This is a genomic window from Bacillus sp. FDAARGOS_235 (genome assembly GCF_002073415.2).
Classification (GTDB): domain Bacteria; phylum Bacillota; class Bacilli; order Bacillales; family Bacillaceae_G; genus Bacillus_A; species Bacillus_A toyonensis.
This window is the reverse complement of record NZ_CP020437.2, coordinates 1,419,312-1,439,529: the sequence shown is the minus strand read 5'-3', so window position 1 is coordinate 1,439,529 and position 20,218 is coordinate 1,419,312. Positions and strand designations below refer to the sequence as shown.

Sequence of the window (20,218 nt, the reverse complement as noted above, 5' to 3'; positions counted from 1 at the left end):
TGCTTAATTGCAGCTCTTTTTTTAAAGGGGATGGGAGAATGGATTATACATTTACAGTAATGAACCAAAAGGAAGCAGAGGAAATTGCATACAACTGGCATTATGAAGGGAAATATTCCTTTTATGATATAGAGGCAGATCAAGAAGATTTAGCAGAGTTTTTAAGTACTGAAATGAGAGGAGACGATACGTTTGCTGTGAAGGAAAATGGTACTCTCATTGGTTACTTGAGTTTTTCTAAAATGAATAATCAAACGGTTGATATAGGACTTGGAATGAGACCTGATATAGCTGGCAATGGATTAGGGTTAAAGTTCGTGAAGGCTGGACTAGATTTTAGTGAAGAAAAATACGGCTGCAACTATATAACACTATCAGTAGCGACATTTAATGAGAGAGCGATTAAAGTATATAAAAGGGCAGGATTTGAAGCAGTTGGAACGTTTATCCAGGAGACGAACGGTAGTTGTTTTGAGTTTTTGAAAATGAATTATATATGTAAAAATGACTAAAAAACAGAAGAGAGTTCTTCTGTTTTTTAGTTTAAAGTTTTTTTTGTAACTACATTAACTTTCAGTTGCTAGCATGTGTACAGCTGCTTCATGCATCTCTTTCAAACCTGACACTTGAGCATATTCAGCAACAGTGATACTACTTGTTGTTAGAAGTTCGATAATATGTTCATCCATTCTTGGCCAAGTTTTACCACCAGCATTGTCATAAGAGCTGATTAACTTTGTTAGTCCATCTTTCCCAAAGAGCAGATAATGTGATGTGAAATCTATAGAAACATCAGCTATCCCTACTTCTGTCCAATCGATTAAGCCAGTTACATTATTTTTCTTATCAATCAGGATATGACCTGGATGTATATCCCCATGCGTTACTCCTACATGAGATGGCCAAAAAGAATCTTCAGTTAGCCATGCTTGCCAACGATCCCATAATTTTTGATTGACATAGTATTGTTCCTTCACTCGATTCATCCTTTGTTCCATAGAAGCTCTTAATTCATTAGCAGTAAGAATTTCAATACCGATATTATTAAATCCTTGTTGAGGTAATGAGTGTAAATTCGCTAGAACTTTTCCTAATGAAATATGGTATTCAGATGGTGCGTTTTTTTCATTAAAGCTCCATATATATCCTTGTTGTTCTATATCAATAGTGGCGGCAGGAACGCCACTTAGTTGCTTATAGGCAATTAAGTCTTCAGTGAATATAGACCAATCAGGAACTTGGAATCCTGCATGGTTTTTTATGATTTCCAATGCCTTTTTTTCTTGTAGGACATGTCTCATAGATTCTGGTCTACGAGGAATTCTTAGTATCCATTTATCTCCGTTTTGTTCTTTAGCGTGTGCTACTTGAAAGTCAACACCAGATTCATTGATTTTTATTGAATCTTCTAAGATATTTAGGCCTTCCTTAGTTGCTAATTGTTTAATTTTAAGTGTGTTCATTTTTATTTCCTCCAAATGCTTATTTTAATCTTAATGCTTGAGTACGTTTTCTGTTACCATTTTCCCCTAACTACACCAATAGGATCAAATTAGTGAGATATAAGAAGATGTAATCATAAAAAAACCACAGACGGGCTTCTGTCTGTGGTTAAGAGTAAACGAGGATATAAGAAATAGAGGTCTCTCTTTGTATGAAAAAACATACGACAAAAAGACAGATGTATATCTGCCTTTCTCCATGTAGAAAGTGTACTTTTCCGTTGAAGATTATTAAAAATGTGCAGACTAATCCCGTTTACTCTGCTTTATGAAAACAGAGCCTTTGAACATATTAAGTTACTTAGTGTTCAAAGTTTGCTGACGTAGTCTTCCTGCATGTATCATTTTTAAAAACCCTCCTTTTAATAGTATAGTAACACTATACGTTGTTTATAAGTGAATATCAATAAAAAACACTAAATGAACATCCGAAAAAATGCATATTAAAAAATAAAAATAAAAATAAATGATGTTTGCTTTTGTAATTGGAATTTTTGCTAGAGGGTGTGTATGATTGAACTTTAGTAGCAAATAGCAAGCTTAGCAAGGAGAGGTAGAATGATTACAATTAAAACGAAAAGTGAAATAGATTTGATGCATGAATCTGGGAAATTACTTGCTTCATGTCATAGAGAAATTGGAAAAATGATAAAACCGGGAATAACAACACAAGAAATTGAGACGTTTGTTGAAGTGTATTTAGAAAAGCATGGCGCAACATCTGAGCAGAAAGGTTATAACGGGTATCCATATGCGATATGTGCGTCTGTAAACGATGAAATGTGTCATGGGTTTCCGGCCGATGTTCCTTTAAATGAGGGAGATGTTGTCACAATTGATATGGTAGTAAACTTAAATGGTGCGCTATCAGATTCTGCATGGACATATATAGTAGGGGATGTTTCTGACGAAACAAAAAGGTTATTGCTAGTGGCTGAGAGTGCTTTATATAAAGGAATTGATCAGGCGATAATCGGTAATCATGTAGGGGATATTGGTTTTGCAATTGAAAGTTATGCAAATGCTGAAGGTTTTTCTGTTGCAAGAGATTTTACGGGGCATGGGATTGGTAAAGAGATTCATGAAGAACCAGCAATTTTTCATTTTGGTAAACAGGGACAAGGACCTAAGCTGCAAGAAGGCATGGTAATTACAATTGAGCCGATTGTAAATGTAGGTATGCGCTATTCTAAAGTTGATTTAAATGGATGGACTGCAAGAACGATGGATGGGAAATTATCTGCTCAATACGAGCATACAATTGCGATTACAAAAGATGGGCCAGTCATTTTAACGAAGTTGTAATAGTGAATGTAAGAGTTTGCAAAAATCGAACGAAAATAGTGTTTTTATAAAATTTGTACGTGTTTTATTAATAAATACTTTTCAAAGTATAAAAATTGCGTTATAATCCTTCTATAAAATAAATAGTTAGCTACACTCATATAATCGCGGGGATATGGCCTGCAAGTTTCTACCGAAGTACCGTAAATACTTTGACTATGAGTGAGGACGAATATATTTGCTTGTTAAGCATTCTTTTTTGCGAAACTCCAAAAGCACGTCTCTCACTTGTAACGAGTGGTGGCGGCTTTTGGAGTTTTTTTATTGCATAAGAGGAGGAACAAACATGAAAGTATTACAAGAAAAGATTCTGAACGAAGGAAAGGTTTTATCTGGTGACGTATTAAAGGTAGATGCATTTTTAAATCACCAAATTGATCCGGTACTTATGCAAGAGATTGGAAAAGAATTTGCTAAATGTTTTAAAGAAGAGAACATTACAAAAATCGTGACGATTGAATCTTCTGGCATTGCACCAGCGGTTATGGCTGCATTAGAGCTTGGTGTAAAAGTAATTTTTGCAAGAAAACGTAAATCGTTAACGTTACAAGATAATATGTATGTTGCAAACGTATATTCATTTACAAAACAAGAAACAAATGAAATTTCACTATCTCGCACTCATATTGATGAAAATGATCGTGTATTGATCATTGATGACTTTTTAGCAAACGGTCAGGCTGCTTTGGGTTTAATGAGTTTAGTAGAGCAAGCTGGAGCAAGCATTGCGGGAATTGGAATTGTTATTGAAAAAGCATTTCAAGATGGAGGAAAGAAGCTTCGTGAACAAGGCGTTCGTGTTGAGTCACTAGCAGAAATTGCATCACTTGATAACGGCACAGTTACATTTGTACAGCAAGAAACTGCGGAGGTGAAATAAGCGATGAAGCAACATCCATTTAAAATCGCATCGCTAGGTATGCAGCATATGCTTGCTATGTATGCCGGTGCAATTATCGTTCCACTTATTGTGGGAGGCGGACTTGGCTTAAATCAAAAAGAGTTAACATATTTAGTCTCAATTGATTTATTAATGTGCGGCGTTGCAACAATTTTACAAGCATTATCAAATCGCTTTTTCGGTATTGGACTTCCAGTTGTACTAGGTTGTACATTTACAGCGGTTGGACCGATGATTGCAATTGGGAAACAATACGGCGTGTCTTCTATTTATGGAGCAATTATTGCTGCCGGTTTGTTTGTTGTTATTTTTGCGAAATTATTTGGAAAGCTTGTAAAATTATTTCCCCCTGTCGTAACAGGGTCCGTTGTTACTGTAATTGGAGTTACACTTGTTCCAGCAGCGATTAATGATATGGCTGGCGGAGTAGGAAGCAAAGATTTCGGAAGTCTTGAAAACTTAGCGTTAGCATTTGGCGTATTATTATTTATCATCATTATGTATCGTTTCTTTGATGGATTTATCCGTTCTATTTCTATTTTATTAGGTCTTTTGTTCGGTACAATCGTTGCAGCGTTTATGGGGAAAGTAAGCTTGCAAGCTGTTGGAGAAGCAGATTGGTTCCACGGTATTCAGCCGTTTTACTTCGGTACACCGACATTTGAATTAACGCCAATTATTACGATGATTCTCGTTGCTTGTGTAGGGATTGTAGAAGCAACAGGTGTATACTTTGCGTTATCTGATATTTGTAATAAAAAGATCGGTGAAAAAGAATTAACAAAAGGCTATCGCGCAGAAGGGTTAGCGATGGTGTTAGGTGGTATTTTTAACGCATTTCCATATACAACTTACTCTCAAAACGTAGGACTTGTTCAATTAACAGGAGTAAGAAATCGCGTTATTATTTATACTTGTGGTGGTATGTTAATCGTTCTTGGGTTCATTCCAAAAATCGCAGCTATTACAACAATCATTCCGAAATCAGTACTTGGTGGTGCGATGTTAGCGATGTTCGGTATGGTTATGGCATATGGTATTAAAATGTTAAGTAGCGTTGATTTTGGAAAGCAAGAAAACTTATTAATTGTTGCATGCTCTGTCGGAATTGGGCTTGGGGTTACAGTCGTTCCTACATTATTCTCACAACTTCCAGAAAATATTCGTATTTTAACAGATAACGGAATTGTGCTAGGAAGTGCATCAGCAGTACTTTTAAATATTGTATTTAATATGGTGCCGCAGCGAAAAGGGAAAGTAAAAGAAGAGCCAGTTTCGATGCAAAATGCAGTAAGAGAAGCATAGAAAAGCAAGGTCTCATTATGAGACCTTGCTTTTCTTTTTAAGTGGCATCATTTTCCCATACGTACCAAGCCGCCAAATGTACTCAAGTGGCCCGTATTGATAATGTGAAAGCCACCAGCGGCTAATAAAGATTTGTAACGTATAAAAACTGATGCAAAATAGAGGTCCTACCCATAATGGAGCAAGATAATCGTTTTTGAACAATAGTCCGAATACAAGTAATGTAACAATTGTATGTGAGATGTAATTTGTTAACGCCATTCGTCCAACGTATTGGAATGGGCGTAATAATGTTTGCCATTTTTCTTTTTGTAATAAACGCATTAGCGTGAAAATGTAGAAGATGAATAATGTTTTTCCACTGAACATTGTAAAGGCCTGCATATAAATTGGTTCATAAAATGGTTTTGATAAGAAGTAACGAACCATGAAGAACCACATTGGTAATGTTAAAATGAACGTAATAATTTGCCATTTTTTAAGTTTTGTATCTAACTCTTTCGTGCGGCGGAAAATATCCTTTTTACCGGCGTATAAACCAAGTAAAAATAGCCCAACTGTTTCTGGGAGCATTGTAATATTTAATACTATTCCATCAGCATAAAATGCATGGAAACGATTTTGTATTTGTGACACCCAGTCTTCAAGTGGCATGACTGGTAAGGAGAATCCAAGTTCAGCCTTTGACATTAAGGCAACACTAATACTAGCAATTAGTATAAGAAATTGAAAAATACTTAATAAAGCAATTGCCCATATTAAAATGGTACGAGGTTCTCTCTTATAAAATAAAAATAAGAAAAATCCAGCGATTGCATAAGTATGTAAAATGTCTCCGTCCCATAAAAGCACATAATGTAAGAAACCAAATAATAATAAAATAAGTAAGCGACGAACAAATAAAGTTTTTGGTCGATCTGTTTTCGCTTCAGCACGAGTCATAAAAATATAAAAGCCTAGTCCGAATAAAAACGAAAAGATAGTATAAAACTTTGTTTGAATAAACATATCGTAAATTAGACGGATATAACTATCTAGTCCCTCATAAACTCCTGAAAGATCACGTGAGTCAATTCCAGCAATAATAGGCCAGTTAACAAGAAAAATACCTAGTACAGCTATTCCCCTAATGATATCAATTGAGTGTATCCTCTCGCCTTGCGTGAGATTTTGTGTCATTATTTTCCTCCTTAATAAGTAATTCCCTTTTATTATACAAAATGTAAGGGGGAGGGGATAGAGGGGATTTCCAATTTTTAAAACTGTTAAGATGTGTATTATGAGATATAATAAGAGTGCACAGCAAGTTTTAAACTTCTTTAAAACAGGCAGTAAAGCTCCTTTTCCCGAAGGAGCTTTCTTTTTTAGAAATTTGTTGATAATGATTCTCTTTAATGATAAAATGTATTCAAAAGTGATAATCATTATCAAAAAAAGGTTGGTGCGCGAGTATGGTATATGCATTAGTAGCAGGTACAGTCGCTGTATATGCAGTTATTGCGAAATATGTTTTAAATGGAGTAGGAACAGCAAAATGAATAAAATGACATAAAATCCCTTTCATTTGTAAAAAGAATGAAAGGGATTTTTTATTTTTAATGAGAATATGCTGAAAATTTAGTATGATAGTAAAGTGAAACTGTAATCAATGGGGAGATGCATCTCTCACTGATTAAGAGCTCGCAAATAGCGGGAAAAAGTATATACATCTTGGATAAAGGGGAACAAGGGGATGACAAACATAGTACAGACAAACGGTATGAAAAAACTTGTTTGTTTTTATGAAGAGTGGCAAAAACACGGCGATGCAGAGAATAGCTTAAAGTTGTTTGAAGTGATTCAAAAATATAAACAAGAGCAGCTTATGATAGCATTCTGCGGACACTTTTCGGCAGGGAAATCAACGATGATGAATCATCTATATAAAGCGCAGTTGTTACCAACAAGTCCGATTCCGACAAGCGCTAACGTCGTCAAAATTGAAAAGGGATTAGATCGTGTTGTTGTAACGGTCAAATCTGGAGAACAGTACGAATATGACGGTGCATATTCAGCAGAAGAATTAAAACAGATTTGTAAAGATGGCGATGAGGTAATTGGTGTTCATATTTATCGAAATGATGCGCCAATTCCTGAGGGAGTTATGTTAGTTGATACACCAGGAATTGATTCGACAGATGATGCCCATCAACTAGCGACAGAATCGACACTTCATCTAGCAGACGTAATTTTTTATATGATGGATTATAATCACGTCCAATCGGAAGTGAATTTGCAATTTGTTAAAGAATTGAAACAACGTAATAAAACGGTTTATCTCGTTGTAAATCAAATAGATAAACATAAAGAAAATGAATTATCATTTGAGGATTATAAAGATAGTGTGAAACAATCGTTTTCTAACTGGGATATTGAAGTAGATGGAGTTTATTATACGTCATTACGAATGATGAACCATCAACATAATGAAATTGGAAGTTTAGAAACATTAATTACTTCTATTATGAAAGAAAAAGAGCAGTATGTAAGAGAGGGAATGGAGCGAGAAACAGAATATTTAATGGGAGAACATTTCTCGTTTATTGTTTCTGAAAATGAAAAAGCTCTTTTGACATATGAGGAAGAGTTAGCATCACCGCTTTCGATTTCAGAAATAGTTGAAAAGAAAGAAGAGCTAACGGAAACTAAACATCGCGAGGCTAGTAAAGAATCTCATGTGAGAAACGAATTTATAAAAGGTTTACAAGCTATATTAGATAACGCGTATTTAATGCCATTTGAAATGAGAGAATTGGCAAATGCATATTTAGAAACGAAATTAACAAAGTTTAAAGTTGGTTTGCTATTTGCGAAAGGAAAGACGGAGCAAGAAAAACAAAGACGTGTAGAGGCGTTTTATTCTGCCCTTCAAAAGACTGTTGAAACGCAACTTGATTTTCATGTGAAAGAATTTATTGTAGCCTTCTTAAAAGAAGAAGGATTGTTCACGGAGGAAATTGGGAAAGACATATATGCTTTAGAAATTGCTTTTGGACCAGAAATGTTAGCTGAAGTCATTAAACAAGGTGCAGGTTTCACAGGTGATTACTTACTTCTTTATACAGCGGATGTAGCGAATGAACTGAAGAAACGTTATTTTACAAAAGCACAGCAAATTTTTGATAAAAGTGCAGTCGTTTTAAAGCAAAAAGTGAAGGAAGCAGTTGCTCGTATGGAAGAAGAGATTGAAAAATATACGATGTTGCAAACGGCAAAAGAGACGGAATTACAATACAGTAACAGTTTAGAGACATATGAAAGTTATTTACAAAATGTTTGGCACGAGCGTGTGGCTACACCAGAAGGATTGCAAATAGAGGAGATATTGCAACGTGAAAAACAAATTGTTAGTGAGAAATTCACACTACAAGAGCAGGAAATTGTAAATGATAATGTAGCGGCTCATGAAGAAGAGATAAAAGGAACGGCAGCTTTAAATATTCAGCGTATATTAGAGAAAGTGAAGAAAGCTGAAATGATATTAGAGCCATTGCCAGCGCTGAAACATGTACAGCAAGAGGTGATAGAAAAAAGGCGTCGTGTGGAAACGAAACAATTTACAGTAGCGTTATTCGGAGCTTTTAGTGCTGGGAAATCATCATTTGCCAATGCCTTACTTGGTGAGAAGGTACTTCCTGTATCACCAAATCCGACGACGGCAACGATTAATCAAATTTTGCCGGTTACAGAGGAAAAACCACACGGAACAGTAATGGTTCAATTCAAATCAAAGCAAGCTCTATTAGAAGATATGAAAGCTGTTTATAAGCTGTTTCATTATGAGTTTACTACGTTAGATGAGGCGTTAGCACAAATTGATAAAGTTATGAAATATCCTTCACCGACTGGGAAGCAAAAAACAACATTTAGCTTTTTACGAGCGGTACAAAAAGGGTATGATGCAGTTTCTACTTATTTAGGAGAACAAGTACAAGTCACATTAGAAGAGTTCTCTGATTATGTAGCGAATGAAGAAAAATCATGCTTCGTTGAGTATATGGAGCTTTATTATGATTGTGCTTTAACAAGGCAGGGAGTAGCGCTTGTAGACACACCTGGAGCGGATTCTATTAATGCTCGCCATACTGATGTTGCATTCCAGTATATTAAAAACGCAGATGCTATTTTATTTGTAACATATTATAACCATGTATTCTCTCGTGCTGATCGTGAATTTTTAATTCAGCTTGGTCGTGTAAAGGATACTTTTGCTCTTGATAAAATGTTCTTCTTAATTAATGCGGCGGATTTAGCAGAGTCTGAAGAAGAACTTGAAATGGTAAAAGGTTATATCGCAGATCAGCTACTGCAATACGGTATTAGAAATCCGCGTTTATTTGCAATTTCAAGTTTATGTGCGCTTGAAGAGAAACAAGGAAAGAATGTTAAAAAAGAGAAGTATGGTATTTTACAAAACTCTGGAATTACTAAGTTTGAGGAATCATTTACGTCCTTTATGATGAGAGATTTAATGCTTGTTTCTGTGCATGCTCTATATGGTGCGTTGAAAGGGGCAGATCAGCTTTTAGTAAACATGATAAATGGTGCAAAGCAGGGGAATGAAGAGAAAGAGAAGCAAACGAAAAAATATGAAGCAGAGCGTGATCAACTACTTCATATCATTTCATCATATAGTGTACTTGCTGAAGAACAGGCGATGCAAAATGAAGTGAAAGAGTTGCTTTATTACGTGCAACAGCGTCTATTCCTACGTTATAACGATGTGTTTACTGAATTTATTAATCCGGCGTCACTTCGAACGGATGGAAATGTGAAAACACAATTGCAACAGTGTGTTATGGAATTAGTAGCATTTATTCAGCATGATTTATTACAAGAAATGCGTGCGACATCATTACGTCTTGAAAAATGGATAGACGAAGCGATGAAGCGTGCAAAGGACGAAATTGTAGTGAACTGTAAAGTAGAAAATCAATCAATTTCTATGAATGGAACAGTGGAGTATGAATATAAAGATATTACACATAAAGAACCGTTCCCTTCAGTTGAAATAAAAGATTTCAAAAAAGCACTGGCACATTTTAAAAATGAGAAAAGCTTTTTTGAAAAGAATGACAAAGCTTTTATGCAAGAAGACGCTAAATCTGTATTAGAACCGCTTGTATCAAACTATGTAGCCGATGAAAAAGATTTATTTGTTCATCATTATAAGCAAGAATGGGATATGAAGTGGAACTTATTCCAAAAATTGATGCAACAAGATGTGATGAACTATTATGAAAGTATATTGTTTGCATTGGCTGAAACGATCGATGTATTTCTATATGAACAAAGTAAAGAACAATTGCACAAGCAGTTAGTAGAGATTGAAAAAGAAATTTATGTTATATAGTCGTTATGAGAAAAAGATTCGTTCAATTTTCTTTTGCAGTACAGTATCTAAAGATTTGACAAATCCAGCAAATTCATCGGTAGAAATCATATGAGTAAGAACGAGTCGTCTGCCATCTGGTGTTTCACCGCATAAGACGAATGAAGAAAATTCGTATGTTTTATTTTCAACTACTAATTTTGGATAGGAATACGTGTCGCTTTTCTTCTTCTTTCCATCAATAGAGATGACGTTGCATTTTTTCTCATTGTTGTCCATGGTGAATCCCTCCTTTCTATTATTTATGGTAGACAAGGAGGGTTTAGAACAATAGAGATGGGGGGATTTTTTATGTCTTTTGTAATAGAACGTATTTTAAAAGAGGCTATACCGAAGTCTTTATTGCTACTTGCTGATCCAAGTGAACGGCAAATAGCTATATATGTACAAAGAGGGTTAACATACGTAGCAAAGCAAGGGGGCAGCGTCATCGGTGTGTATGTTCTTTTGGAAACAAGGCCGAAGACGATGGAAATCATGAATATTGCGGTTGCAGAGCATTTGCAAGGAAAAGGGATTGGGAAGAAGCTATTAAGGCATGCCGTAGAAACTGCTAAAGGATATGGTATGTCAAAACTTGAAATTGGTACAGGCAATTCTAGTGTTTCACAACTTGCTTTATATCAAAAATGTGGATTTCGTATTTTTTCTATTGATTTTGATTACTTTTCGAAGCATTATGAAGAAGAGATTATTGAAAATGGCATTGTATGCTGTGATATGATTCGGCTTGCAATGGAATTGAATTAGAACGTATAACTTATTTAGGGGGAAGAGAAGATGGAAGTACATAAAGCAATTACAGCACATTCTCGTAAACAAAATGAAAGTGTAAAAGCATGTTTACAATTAGATGCGCAGCGTGAAGCAGCTATTGAAGCAGCCGTATCTCTTGCGTCAAATGGGAAAGAATTTTCGGTTGATGTCATTAATGTTGTAACAAAGCAAATTAATGATCTTGCAAAAAATGGTGTTACCTTACAGCGTAAATATGTTACAGAAGAAATGGTTATGGAGTATGTAAGTCGTTTACAAGAGAAAGAAGGTCGTTAAAGATGATAGTTACAGTCGAATGGTTACGTGAGCATATAGAAGATGAGAACGTCCGTGTAATCGATTGTCGTTTTGATTTAGCGAATCCTAATTGGGGTAGAGAAAAGTATGAAGAAGAACATATTCCTCATGCGTTATATTTTGATTTGAATTTAGATTTATCAAGTCCTATAGCAGAACATGGTGGCCGCCATCCGTTGCCAAGCATTGAAGAGTTTGCGGACAAGCTTTCGGAGGTTGGTATTGATGAACATACGACAGTAATTGCGTATGACAGTCAAGCTGGTGCAAATGCTGCTCGTTTATGGTGGCTATGTAACTATGTAGGACATGAGAAAGTATATATATTAGATGGTGGTTTCCCGGTTTGGAAAGAGAATGGACTACTGACAACAACGGAAATTCCTGTTGTTATACGAAAAACATTCAAAACAAACATACAAGATCATATGCTTGTATCGATGGAAACAGTAAGAGAGAATATCCAGGCAGGTGCAGATGTTACGTTAATTGATTCAAGAGAGCCGAAACGTTATGCTGGTGTAGAGGAACTTGTCGATCATAAAGCAGGACATATTCCGACAGCAGCAAACTATTTTTGGAAGGATGGAATGTTGCAATCAGGACAATTTAAGAATGAAGCTGAGCAACAAGAACGATTCCAAAATCTGTCGAAAGATAAGGAAACCATTGTATATTGTGGTTCTGGTGTTACGGCATGTCCAAATATCATTACGTTAAAATTGGCTGGATTCCAAAATGTTAAATTGTATGCAGGTAGCTGGAGTGATTGGATTTCTTATCCAGAAAATCAAATTGCAAAAGAAGAAGATTAATCACTTGCATGCAAAAATAATTTGTATTAAAATAAGGTCACAAGCAAGAGGTTGCTCGAAAAACTTTGTATTTTACACATTGGAAACAATGTGATAATATAACGACAAGTAAATAATACATCCTGCGGTGTACGTAACTTATTTATGTCTAAAACCGATGTTAGTTATACGGAAGCTCAATATTTAGCGACCATCATCAAGCCTTCCTTGTGGAGGAAGATGTACGGTAACTGTGAGGGCATCCACCTGCGAGTAGCGGGTTTTTGGACATTTACGAGGAGCGGCACGTGCGGGGGGTCTTATTTCAACTAACCTTATATAAAATTCCTACGGTGTACGTAGCTTATGCATGTCTTAAACCAATAAGTTTAATATGGAAGTTCAATATTTAAATGTAGCTAACATGCCATCTTTTTAAGAAGGAAGTTACAAACATTTGTGAGAGCATCCACCTGTGAGAGCAGGTTTATGGACATCTAGAGAGAACGGCATATGTGGGGCTATATAAAAACCTTACGTTTTATACGTAAGGTTTTTTTGTTGCATAGATATATCAATATTATCTTGATTCACCTGTGAAGTTTCCGTAATAAATGTAGCACTTTCTGTCTTCATCAATCTCTCTTGAATCCAAGGAGAATTCCATAGACATGCCGTCTCGCTGAATATATATAATATCTGAATGAAGAGATGGTAAAATTTCTTCGTAGTTCCATACATCTTGACTATCTACTAAGCTTGAACTCGTTTCACTTAGTTCTCTAATTTCAAAACCGATGTGGGAGTATGTAGGGTCTGAAGGGTCATTGGCGAAAACTTCTTTTTGAATATAAATAACTGCTGTTCCGTCTGGATCAACCGAAGTTGCAGTAACAACATAAGTATTTTTCTCTTTAATAAAATATTCACAAGTCATGCGTGCGATAATTTCAGAATTAGAAATATTGGCGTAGTTCCATAAAGCAGGATACCCCTTCGTTTCATCATTAAGTCGATATTCTAAGCGCATTTTATCCGATACGATAAACTTAACTAAATCTATATAATTCAATCAAATTTACACAAGTTAGTGCTTCATCGTGTTCTCGCAACCCCGAAGGGACGAGGGGTGTAACACTCCACACGAGGCAGTATCGTTACCTCCTATTATCAAGCATTTATTTTACCCATCTTGATAAATTTATCGAAGCATTTACATCCCTATCGTGATGGCTATTGCATGGAACACAACGCCACTCACGAATCTTTAAACTCCACTGTCCTTCTGGTTGAACTGAATGGTCGTATTTAACTCCGCAACATGAGCAAATCTTGCTTGAAGCGAACCATTTATCAGCTTTTACATACTCAATGCCATACTTCTCGCACTTGTATGACAAACATTGAAAGAAGAAGTTTAATTTTTGAAAGGAAAGTGCCTTCGATAGTTTTTTGTTTTTTAACAGGTTTGAGATAGATAAGTCTTCCACAACAATCCTCATTGGTTTGGTTTTCACCAATGTAGCTGTTGCTTGATGGATATGGTTATTTCGGATATTCGTAATTTTCCTAGATAACCGCAGGTGCTCAGCTTTCGCTTTTTCATATCCGGCAGACTGAATTTTTACACCATTTTTAAATCTCCTAGACATATCTCTTTGTGCTGACTTTTTCCTTTTCAAAAGTTTTTTAACCTTAGCATCTTTGTTTATATTTCGTTCTTTCATACCATTAGAAGCTACAAAAAGCTCTTTTAAACCAACATCCACACCAATCGACTCATGGGTTAGTTCTTGGAATTCAAAGGATTCTTCAAACCCTACACAAATCCACCAGTGACGACCATCAAAGGTAACTCTTGGATTTGATGTTTTTTTGTTCCTTGGTAGTTGTTGGCTTGTTTTCACTTCTCCAATAGACTGAATATGAACTACTTTTTTTCCTATAATCAGTCTTTCATAATTGGCATAAAATCCCTGGATTAAATCTTTTTAGATTTATAAGAAGTGTGAAAACCATTTTTGTACTTTTTGAACGAATTTTTCCTCGCCGTATCAAAATCTTTTGAAGCCTGTTTAGGAACTTGTGCGTTGATGTCATTTAACCACTCATATCTCTTTCACTTCTTGATCTTTGTAAATCGTTTCTGTAAAGCTAACTGTGAAACAGATTTTCCAAATAGCTTATAGTATCTATCACTCATTCTTTTACAATAGTTATAAGCGAATCTTGCAGCGCCAGCATGGTTTCTAAGCACTTTTTCTTGTTCAGGCGTTGGAATTAGTCTGACTTTCTTCGCCAATATCATCAGAAGCCTATTCCTTTACTGTGCGATTATTCGGACACTCATCTTTTAGATAATGAAAGATGGATTCCTCTGAATAGTAGCGTGTTCCACCAGCATTCTCGTAAGACTACTCGGATGCAAACCTGTTAATTCTGATACTTGACTAACTCGTAAAAATTTCATTATTATTCTTATCTCATTGAACCTACAATAGTACGTATGTTCGATATATTCAATGAGGTTTGATAGATTTAATTAAATTTATCTCGTTCAACTAAGGGCGCAATTCCTTAGCCAGTTCTCTTATGAACTTCTCATGTTTTCACATGAGCGCAGACTATATGTTTATCTCTTTAGGGATAGAGGATTTTTCCAGCACCATAGGCTTGTGATGTACTCTCGTCAGTTATACGAGATAGTCGTTGAACGTTCATCTTATCACTTTTGACTTAGATGATTCGAGGCGGAAGACCCATTGTTCTAATGTTTAGGATTTAACCTTGCATCATCTGATTGATTTTTTCTGCTTTCGCGACATTCACGCTCGCTATTTCTAGCCACGTTGTAGTTCAATCAGCTTTAGGGATTGCCCGCAGTTAACCCTCACTACTAGCCAATCACTTGACTAGCAGGGCTTACTGATATATTTAATTAACATTGGTTATAATCGGTTAAATAAATCGTAACAGTTAGTTACCCTCTTCTTCCTTTTTCTTCTACTTTATCATGCCATCCTATATAATAGGAATAGAATTTAAAAAGGGGAGTGCGAAGGTGACAAAAACGAAATGGCTAGTAGGTGGTGTCGTAACGTCTTTAATGACTGGCACTTTATTTGGTTGCGCACAAGATCTTCCCCCAAAACCGAATGATAATAGTTGTTCTGATTGGGATTGGGATGATGAACTTGGGGTATGGCAGTGTGATGATAGTAGTTCAGGTTATCGTGGGCATTATTTCTATGGTGGGCGATACTATCAAAATAAATCCACTTTTAAAAATTCATCGGCGTTTAAATCGTATCAATCGTCTGCTGAATTTAAAGGTGGAATTGGAAGCGGTTCAAAGGGAGGATTTGGAGGCTAAAATATGTCGCAATACATAAGGGATCGAAAAGAATTTTATTTAAAATATCCGAATTTTTGGTCGGATTTATATGAATGTGAATATAGTTTGTTTCATGTTTTTTCTATAACAAATCAGACTTTGGAACAATTACACTTAGCGACTGAACGAATGGGTAAAATATTTTTTAAGACTGCTAGACTTTTGCGAAATTTAAGTGACGAACAGCTTCTTGAGCTTGGTTTTCCTCCTGCGAGCTTATCATTCATTAGAATGATAGGATTATTTCCTGAATCTGTTATTTCACGATTTGATTTCGTTATAACGGTTGATAACCAAATTAAAATGCTTGAGTTTAATAGTGATACACCAACTTTTATTATGGAATGCTTTCAAATGAATGGAAAAGTTTGTGAAAACCTAGGTTATGATGATCCAAACTCGGATCAAGAACGATTACTATCTTCTGGTGTTACGAAAGCTGTAATGGAAGCGACAAAGGGATTAGACAATCCAAATGTTGTTTTTACAGCACATCATGAACATATTGAGGATTGGAATACGACTATGTATTTAAGTCAGTTATGCCATGTTGAAAATAAAGTAGTGCCAATGTCAGAACTTAGAATTACGAAAGATGCTCTAGTTGATAAAGATGGGGCGAAGATTGATGTTTTATATCGCCAAACGTATCCGATAGAAGATTTAATTGAGGATCAAGATCCTGAAACAGGAGATTTGGTAGGTGTGGAACTGCTGCAACTTGTAAAAGACGGAAATCTCTTTATTATAAATCCTTTGTCTGCCTTTTTACTTCAGCCAAAATCAATTCAGTGTCTTATTTGGGGATTAGCAGAAGAAGGGGCTTTTTATACAAATGAGGAACAACAGTGGGTTAAAGAATATATGCTACCTACATATTTAGAACCAGATTTATTTTTAGGAAAAGGTTCTTTCGTTCAAAAACCTTCGTTTGGTAGGGAAGGTGACACAATTACAATTCGCGATAAAGACACGAATATTATGATTCGAAATGCACATGAAACATATAAAACGTCATTGCCGATATTTCAAAAGTATATAGAGCTTCCAGTTGTATGTTTGGAAACTGAAAAAGGAGTGGAGAAACTATCGTATGTGTTTGGGGCGTTTTTAATCGCTGGAAAAGCGAGCAGTATCGGTATACGTGCTGGGGAAAAGATTACAGGAAATGAATCTTATTATTTACCAGTAGGTATTAAGAAGGGGGAAAATAAATGATTAATTTTTTACTATATTTAGCAGTATCACTCGCACTTTTATGTATAGGTTTGTTCCTTATGGAAGTGACAACGAAAGTGAAAGAATTTAAGTTAATGGCTCAGGGTAACAAAGCGGTCAGTTATGTACTTGGAGGAAGGGTACTCGGGCTAGCTATCGTTTTATATTCAACGGCCGCTAATTCCATTTCACTTTTGGATATGGTTTCGTGGGGAGCGGTTGGTATTTTGGCCCAAATTATTGTTTATTATTTAGCTGAGTGGCTTACACCACGCTTTAATATAAATAAAAGCCTTGAAGAAGATAATCAAGCAGTCGGCCTGTTTCTTATGTTTTTATCACTTTCAATTGGTATTGTAATTGCTGGTTGTGTAACTTACTAAAAACTTACGTTTTATACGTAAGTTTTTTTCGTTCGCTAACTTGTACTATATATGAGAAAATAGGCTAACAACAGAGAGGGCTTTTCTGTAATAAGGAAAAGTTTCCATACAAAGTGTTGACATCTATTTTAAATAAGAGTAACATTTTCTATGTAATTAAAATAAGTCTCTGTTAGGTGAGGCTCCTGTATAGAGAAATGCTACTGCCCAAAAATGTCGAGAGACGCCAATGGGTCAACAGGAATGATCGAATTAAGGTTTTTCTTAACGTAGCTGGTAATGAACCTATGCTATACAGTGCTAAAACTCGGCGAGGGAGAGGTCCGTAGATTTCTAATTATATTAGGAATCGTTTATTTGTGTATGCAATGACCTTTGCTCTCTTATGAGTAAGGGTCTTTTTTGTTACCAATCTATGAGTCATTTCATAATATAAACTATAAAAATAAACGAGGAGGTGAGGAGCATGTCAAATTCTGACTCGGTTCCGTTACCCATATACTTCAAATCAAAAATATATGATGTAGGCAGGAAACGACTTGTTCCTCCCTCTATATTTATCATAATGTAGCGTTTATATACATAATTAAGCGCTAGACACTTTCACGGTAAAGTGGATAAATTGAGAAACAAAGCGTTTCTTCCTATGTTGTAAAGGAGGAGACGATAATATGTTATATGTAAACAAAACTGTGGGTAACACGTCATATAAACAAAGTAAAAAATCAATGAAAGAACAAACAATGCTTCAAAAAAATAAAGATTTATTAATTGAAATTGCAACAAGAGATGTAAAATCTGTATTTGCGTATTTTAAAACAACAAGAGACGGATTATCTATGAAAGAGGCGCAAAAACGTATTCAAGTATACGGTCGAAATGAATTGACTTCAAAAAGAGCGCGTATTGCAGAAGTAATAATGAAGTTAAGTGGAATGATTCCAGGTTTTTCAAAACAACATGTGCGTGATCAATTGCAATGTGAAACAATTACTGTGTCTAGAGTAGAATGTGCTAGTAGTACAGGGCTAAATAACGAACTGAAAATGATGAAGTTACCAGTACAAGAACTTGTACCAGGAGATATGATTTTTCTTTCAGAAGGTGATATAGTACCGGCAGATGTACGTATCATTTATGCAAATGATTTATTGGTAAATGAATCTGTGTTGACAGGGAACGATGCAAATGTTGAGAAATTTGAAAGTTGCTACCACCTTGAACGTAAAAGATTTATTCCATTAAAACGGATGAAAGACTATAATCCACTTGAACTTGAAAATGTATGTTTTAAAGGTACTAATATTATTGGTGGAAATGCAAAGGCTGTAGTTGTTTCAACAGGTAAAAATACGTATTCAGGAATACTTCATACTTGTTGCAGTAGAACGTCTTAATGTGTTAATGATGCTAAATATATAAAAACAATGTATAATAGACAAAGTTGAAAAAACGTAGAATGGTAATCTATTTATATAACCTTACGTGATAACGTGAGGTTATTATTTTTTGTTAGTAGGAGAGGAATTATGAAAAAAGTATTATTAGTTGATGGTATGGCACTATTATTTCGTGCTTTTTACGCAACAAGTGTCTACGGACAATTTATGAAACGACAAGATGGTACCCCGACGAACGGGATTCATGGTTATATGAAGCATTTATTAACAGCAACACAAGCAATCGAACCAACGCACATTGTAACGTGCTGGGATATGGGAAGTACGACATTTAGAACGGAATCTTTCTCGAATTATAAAGCAAATCGTGCAGCACCGCCAGAAGAATTAATTCCGCAATTTGATTTAGTGCAAGAAATGACTGCGAAATTATCTATGCCTGTAATAGGCATGAAAGGTTATGAAGCGGATGATTGTATTGGTACGCTTGCAAAACAATATTGCAATGAAGCAGAAGTTTATGTTTTGACAGGTGATACAGATTTACTTCAACTTGTTGATACGAATGTTACAGTTATGCTTCTTCGTAAAGGAATTGGAAATTACGAGTATTACACACCGGAAAAAATCATGGAAGAGAAAGGTGTAGAACCTTGGCAAATTGTCCATGCGAAAGCTTTCATGGGAGATACGAGTGATAACTATCCAGGCGTAAAAGGTATTGGTGAAAAAACAGCGTATAAGCTTATTCAAGAATACGGCACAGTATCGGCAGTACTAGAAAATATAGCATCATTAACGAAAGCGCAGCGTACAAAAATTGAAAGTGATTTAGAGAATTTAAATATCTCTTTACAATTAGCGCAAATTCATTGTGAAGTTCCAATTTCATGTTCGTTAGAAGAAGGGTTACACACAATGGACGAAGAAAAACTACGCTTTGTATGTAACGAAATGAATTGGGGAAGACCTGAAATGTTAATAAACATGTTATAAATACTAGAAAGACCGATTTAGAATGAATCGGTCTTTCTTTTTTTGTTCACAAAGTTGTCAGAAAATAAACGGAATTTTCATGTGAAGTTCAAATGGATTTCACAACAATCAATTATTATAAGTCTACACAGATAAATCCTTATCCCGCATTAACGGGCGGTGGGACTTCTATATCAATATTATCGCTGAATAAAGAGTGATGATGGAAGAGTAACTCCCTGTAAAGGCCCGATTGATGTAGGCTAATAATTAGTGAGGGTACATCCTTTCATTGATTAAAGTTTCAAGTTATCTTTTATATAAACCATCCCCCAAGGAGGAAAATAAACATGCGAAAAAAAGTGAGAAAATCCTTTAAACAATTATTAATAGAAAATAAACAATCCCTACTAACTAATAAAGAGAATATGAAAGAAATTGAAGAACGGATTGAGAAACGACATGTAGCATATAGTGCTGCTAGCAATTGATAATTT

At 35.4% G+C, this 20,218-nt stretch carries 18 protein-coding genes, 2 other RNA genes, 1 pseudogene and 2 riboswitches; of the genes and pseudogenes, 16 read left to right on the top strand and 5 right to left on the bottom strand.

Annotated elements, in window-relative coordinates; all coding sequences use genetic code 11:
- Positions 1-38 precede the first annotated feature (38 nt).
- A complete protein-coding gene (locus tag A6J74_RS08970; protein ID WP_000386699.1) occupies positions 39-512 on the top strand; it encodes a GNAT family N-acetyltransferase in 474 nt (157 codons plus the stop codon).
- Positions 513-566: 54 nt separating this feature from the next.
- Here A6J74_RS08970 and mphL read toward each other — a convergent pair whose 3' ends face one another.
- Positions 567-1,463, bottom strand: a complete 897-nt coding sequence (gene mphL, locus A6J74_RS08965; protein WP_001094127.1) for a macrolide 2'-phosphotransferase MphL — start codon at positions 1,461-1,463, stop codon at positions 567-569.
- Between the two features lie 597 nt (positions 1,464-2,060).
- Here mphL and A6J74_RS08960 point away from each other — a divergent pair.
- The 3 genes from A6J74_RS08960 (at position 2,061) to pbuX (ending at position 5,052) form a co-directional block, all read left to right on the top strand.
- The gene (locus A6J74_RS08960; protein WP_000628451.1) at positions 2,061-2,807 is read left to right on the top strand and encodes a type I methionyl aminopeptidase; all 747 of its coding nucleotides are present in this window, start codon (positions 2,061-2,063) and stop codon (positions 2,805-2,807) included.
- Between the two features lie 116 nt (positions 2,808-2,923).
- Positions 2,924-3,025: riboswitch (purine riboswitch) on the top strand.
- 107 nt (positions 3,026-3,132) lie between these two features.
- A complete protein-coding gene (locus A6J74_RS08955) occupies positions 3,133-3,726 on the top strand; it encodes a xanthine phosphoribosyltransferase (RefSeq protein ID WP_000866477.1) in 594 nt (197 codons plus the stop codon).
- A gap of 3 nt (positions 3,727-3,729) precedes the next feature.
- Positions 3,730-5,052, top strand: a complete 1,323-nt coding sequence (gene pbuX / locus A6J74_RS08950) for a xanthine permease PbuX (protein ID WP_000809217.1) — start codon at positions 3,730-3,732, stop codon at positions 5,050-5,052.
- Positions 5,053-5,067: 15 nt separating this feature from the next.
- On the opposite strand, the gene A6J74_RS08945 is transcribed toward pbuX, so the two are convergent.
- Entirely contained in the window at positions 5,068-6,231 is a 1,164-nt protein-coding gene (locus A6J74_RS08945; protein WP_000193176.1) for a DUF418 domain-containing protein, read from the bottom strand.
- 553 nt (positions 6,232-6,784) lie between these two features.
- On the opposite strand from A6J74_RS08945, the gene A6J74_RS08935 reads away from it, so the two are divergent.
- A complete protein-coding gene (locus A6J74_RS08935; protein ID WP_000182115.1) occupies positions 6,785-10,444 on the top strand; it encodes a dynamin family protein in 3,660 nt (1,219 codons plus the stop codon).
- Positions 10,445-10,447: 3 nt separating this feature from the next.
- Here A6J74_RS08935 and A6J74_RS08930 read toward each other — a convergent pair whose 3' ends face one another.
- Positions 10,448-10,702 carry a DUF3931 domain-containing protein gene (locus A6J74_RS08930; protein WP_000369740.1) on the bottom strand — a complete coding sequence of 85 codons (255 nt, stop codon included), beginning with the start codon at positions 10,700-10,702 and terminating at the stop codon, positions 10,448-10,450.
- A gap of 72 nt (positions 10,703-10,774) precedes the next feature.
- Between A6J74_RS08930 and A6J74_RS08925 the strand changes: the two genes are divergently transcribed.
- The 5 genes from A6J74_RS08925 (at position 10,775) to ssrS (A6J74_RS08905) (ending at position 12,877) form a co-directional block, all read left to right on the top strand.
- The gene (locus A6J74_RS08925) at positions 10,775-11,233 is read left to right on the top strand and encodes a GNAT family N-acetyltransferase (protein WP_000011413.1); all 459 of its coding nucleotides are present in this window, start codon (positions 10,775-10,777) and stop codon (positions 11,231-11,233) included.
- Between the two features lie 30 nt (positions 11,234-11,263).
- On the top strand, positions 11,264-11,536 hold the full coding sequence (locus A6J74_RS08920) for a YpbS family protein (protein WP_000451820.1): 273 nt from the start codon (positions 11,264-11,266) through the stop codon (positions 11,534-11,536).
- Positions 11,537-11,538: 2 nt separating this feature from the next.
- Positions 11,539-12,372, top strand: coding sequence for a sulfurtransferase (locus A6J74_RS08915; RefSeq protein ID WP_000637578.1), 834 nt, complete (start codon positions 11,539-11,541; stop codon positions 12,370-12,372).
- A gap of 116 nt (positions 12,373-12,488) precedes the next feature.
- A non-coding RNA gene (ssrS, locus tag A6J74_RS08910) (6S RNA) lies at positions 12,489-12,672 on the top strand.
- A gap of 21 nt (positions 12,673-12,693) precedes the next feature.
- Positions 12,694-12,877, top strand: a non-coding RNA gene (gene ssrS, locus A6J74_RS08905) — 6S RNA.
- 54 nt (positions 12,878-12,931) lie between these two features.
- On the opposite strand, the gene A6J74_RS08900 is transcribed toward ssrS (A6J74_RS08905), so the two are convergent.
- Entirely contained in the window at positions 12,932-13,381 is a 450-nt protein-coding gene (locus tag A6J74_RS08900) for a hypothetical protein (protein WP_001235522.1), read from the bottom strand.
- 148 nt (positions 13,382-13,529) lie between these two features.
- Positions 13,530-14,659, bottom strand: a pseudogene (locus tag A6J74_RS30390) (RNA-guided endonuclease InsQ/TnpB family protein).
- A gap of 753 nt (positions 14,660-15,412) precedes the next feature.
- Between A6J74_RS30390 and A6J74_RS08885 the strand changes: the two are divergent.
- The 6 genes from A6J74_RS08885 to A6J74_RS08860 all read left to right on the top strand — a co-directional run bounded on the left by A6J74_RS08885 (position 15,413) and on the right by A6J74_RS08860 (position 20,212).
- Positions 15,413-15,724, top strand: coding sequence for a hypothetical protein (locus tag A6J74_RS08885; RefSeq protein ID WP_000169030.1), 312 nt, complete (start codon positions 15,413-15,415; stop codon positions 15,722-15,724).
- 3 nt (positions 15,725-15,727) lie between these two features.
- Positions 15,728-16,963 (top strand): glutathionylspermidine synthase family protein, encoded by a 1,236-nt coding sequence (locus A6J74_RS08880; protein WP_000084942.1) that lies wholly within the window; start codon positions 15,728-15,730, stop codon positions 16,961-16,963.
- Complete coding sequence (locus A6J74_RS08875) at positions 16,960-17,346, top strand: DUF350 domain-containing protein (protein ID WP_000606849.1); 387 nt, start codon at positions 16,960-16,962, stop codon at positions 17,344-17,346. Before A6J74_RS08880 ends, A6J74_RS08875 begins: the two co-directional genes overlap by 4 nt.
- A gap of 161 nt (positions 17,347-17,507) precedes the next feature.
- A riboswitch (M-box (ykoK) riboswitch) is annotated at positions 17,508-17,673 on the top strand.
- 344 nt (positions 17,674-18,017) lie between these two features.
- Positions 18,018-18,743, top strand: coding sequence for a P-type ATPase actuator domain-containing protein (locus A6J74_RS08870; RefSeq protein ID WP_000967618.1), 726 nt, complete (start codon positions 18,018-18,020; stop codon positions 18,741-18,743).
- 132 nt (positions 18,744-18,875) lie between these two features.
- Positions 18,876-19,742 carry a 5'-3' exonuclease gene (locus A6J74_RS08865; protein WP_000757080.1) on the top strand — a complete coding sequence of 289 codons (867 nt, stop codon included), beginning with the start codon at positions 18,876-18,878 and terminating at the stop codon, positions 19,740-19,742.
- Between the two features lie 329 nt (positions 19,743-20,071).
- Positions 20,072-20,212 (top strand): FbpB family small basic protein, encoded by a 141-nt coding sequence (locus A6J74_RS08860; RefSeq protein ID WP_001228051.1) that lies wholly within the window; start codon positions 20,072-20,074, stop codon positions 20,210-20,212.
- Positions 20,213-20,218 lie beyond the last annotated feature (6 nt).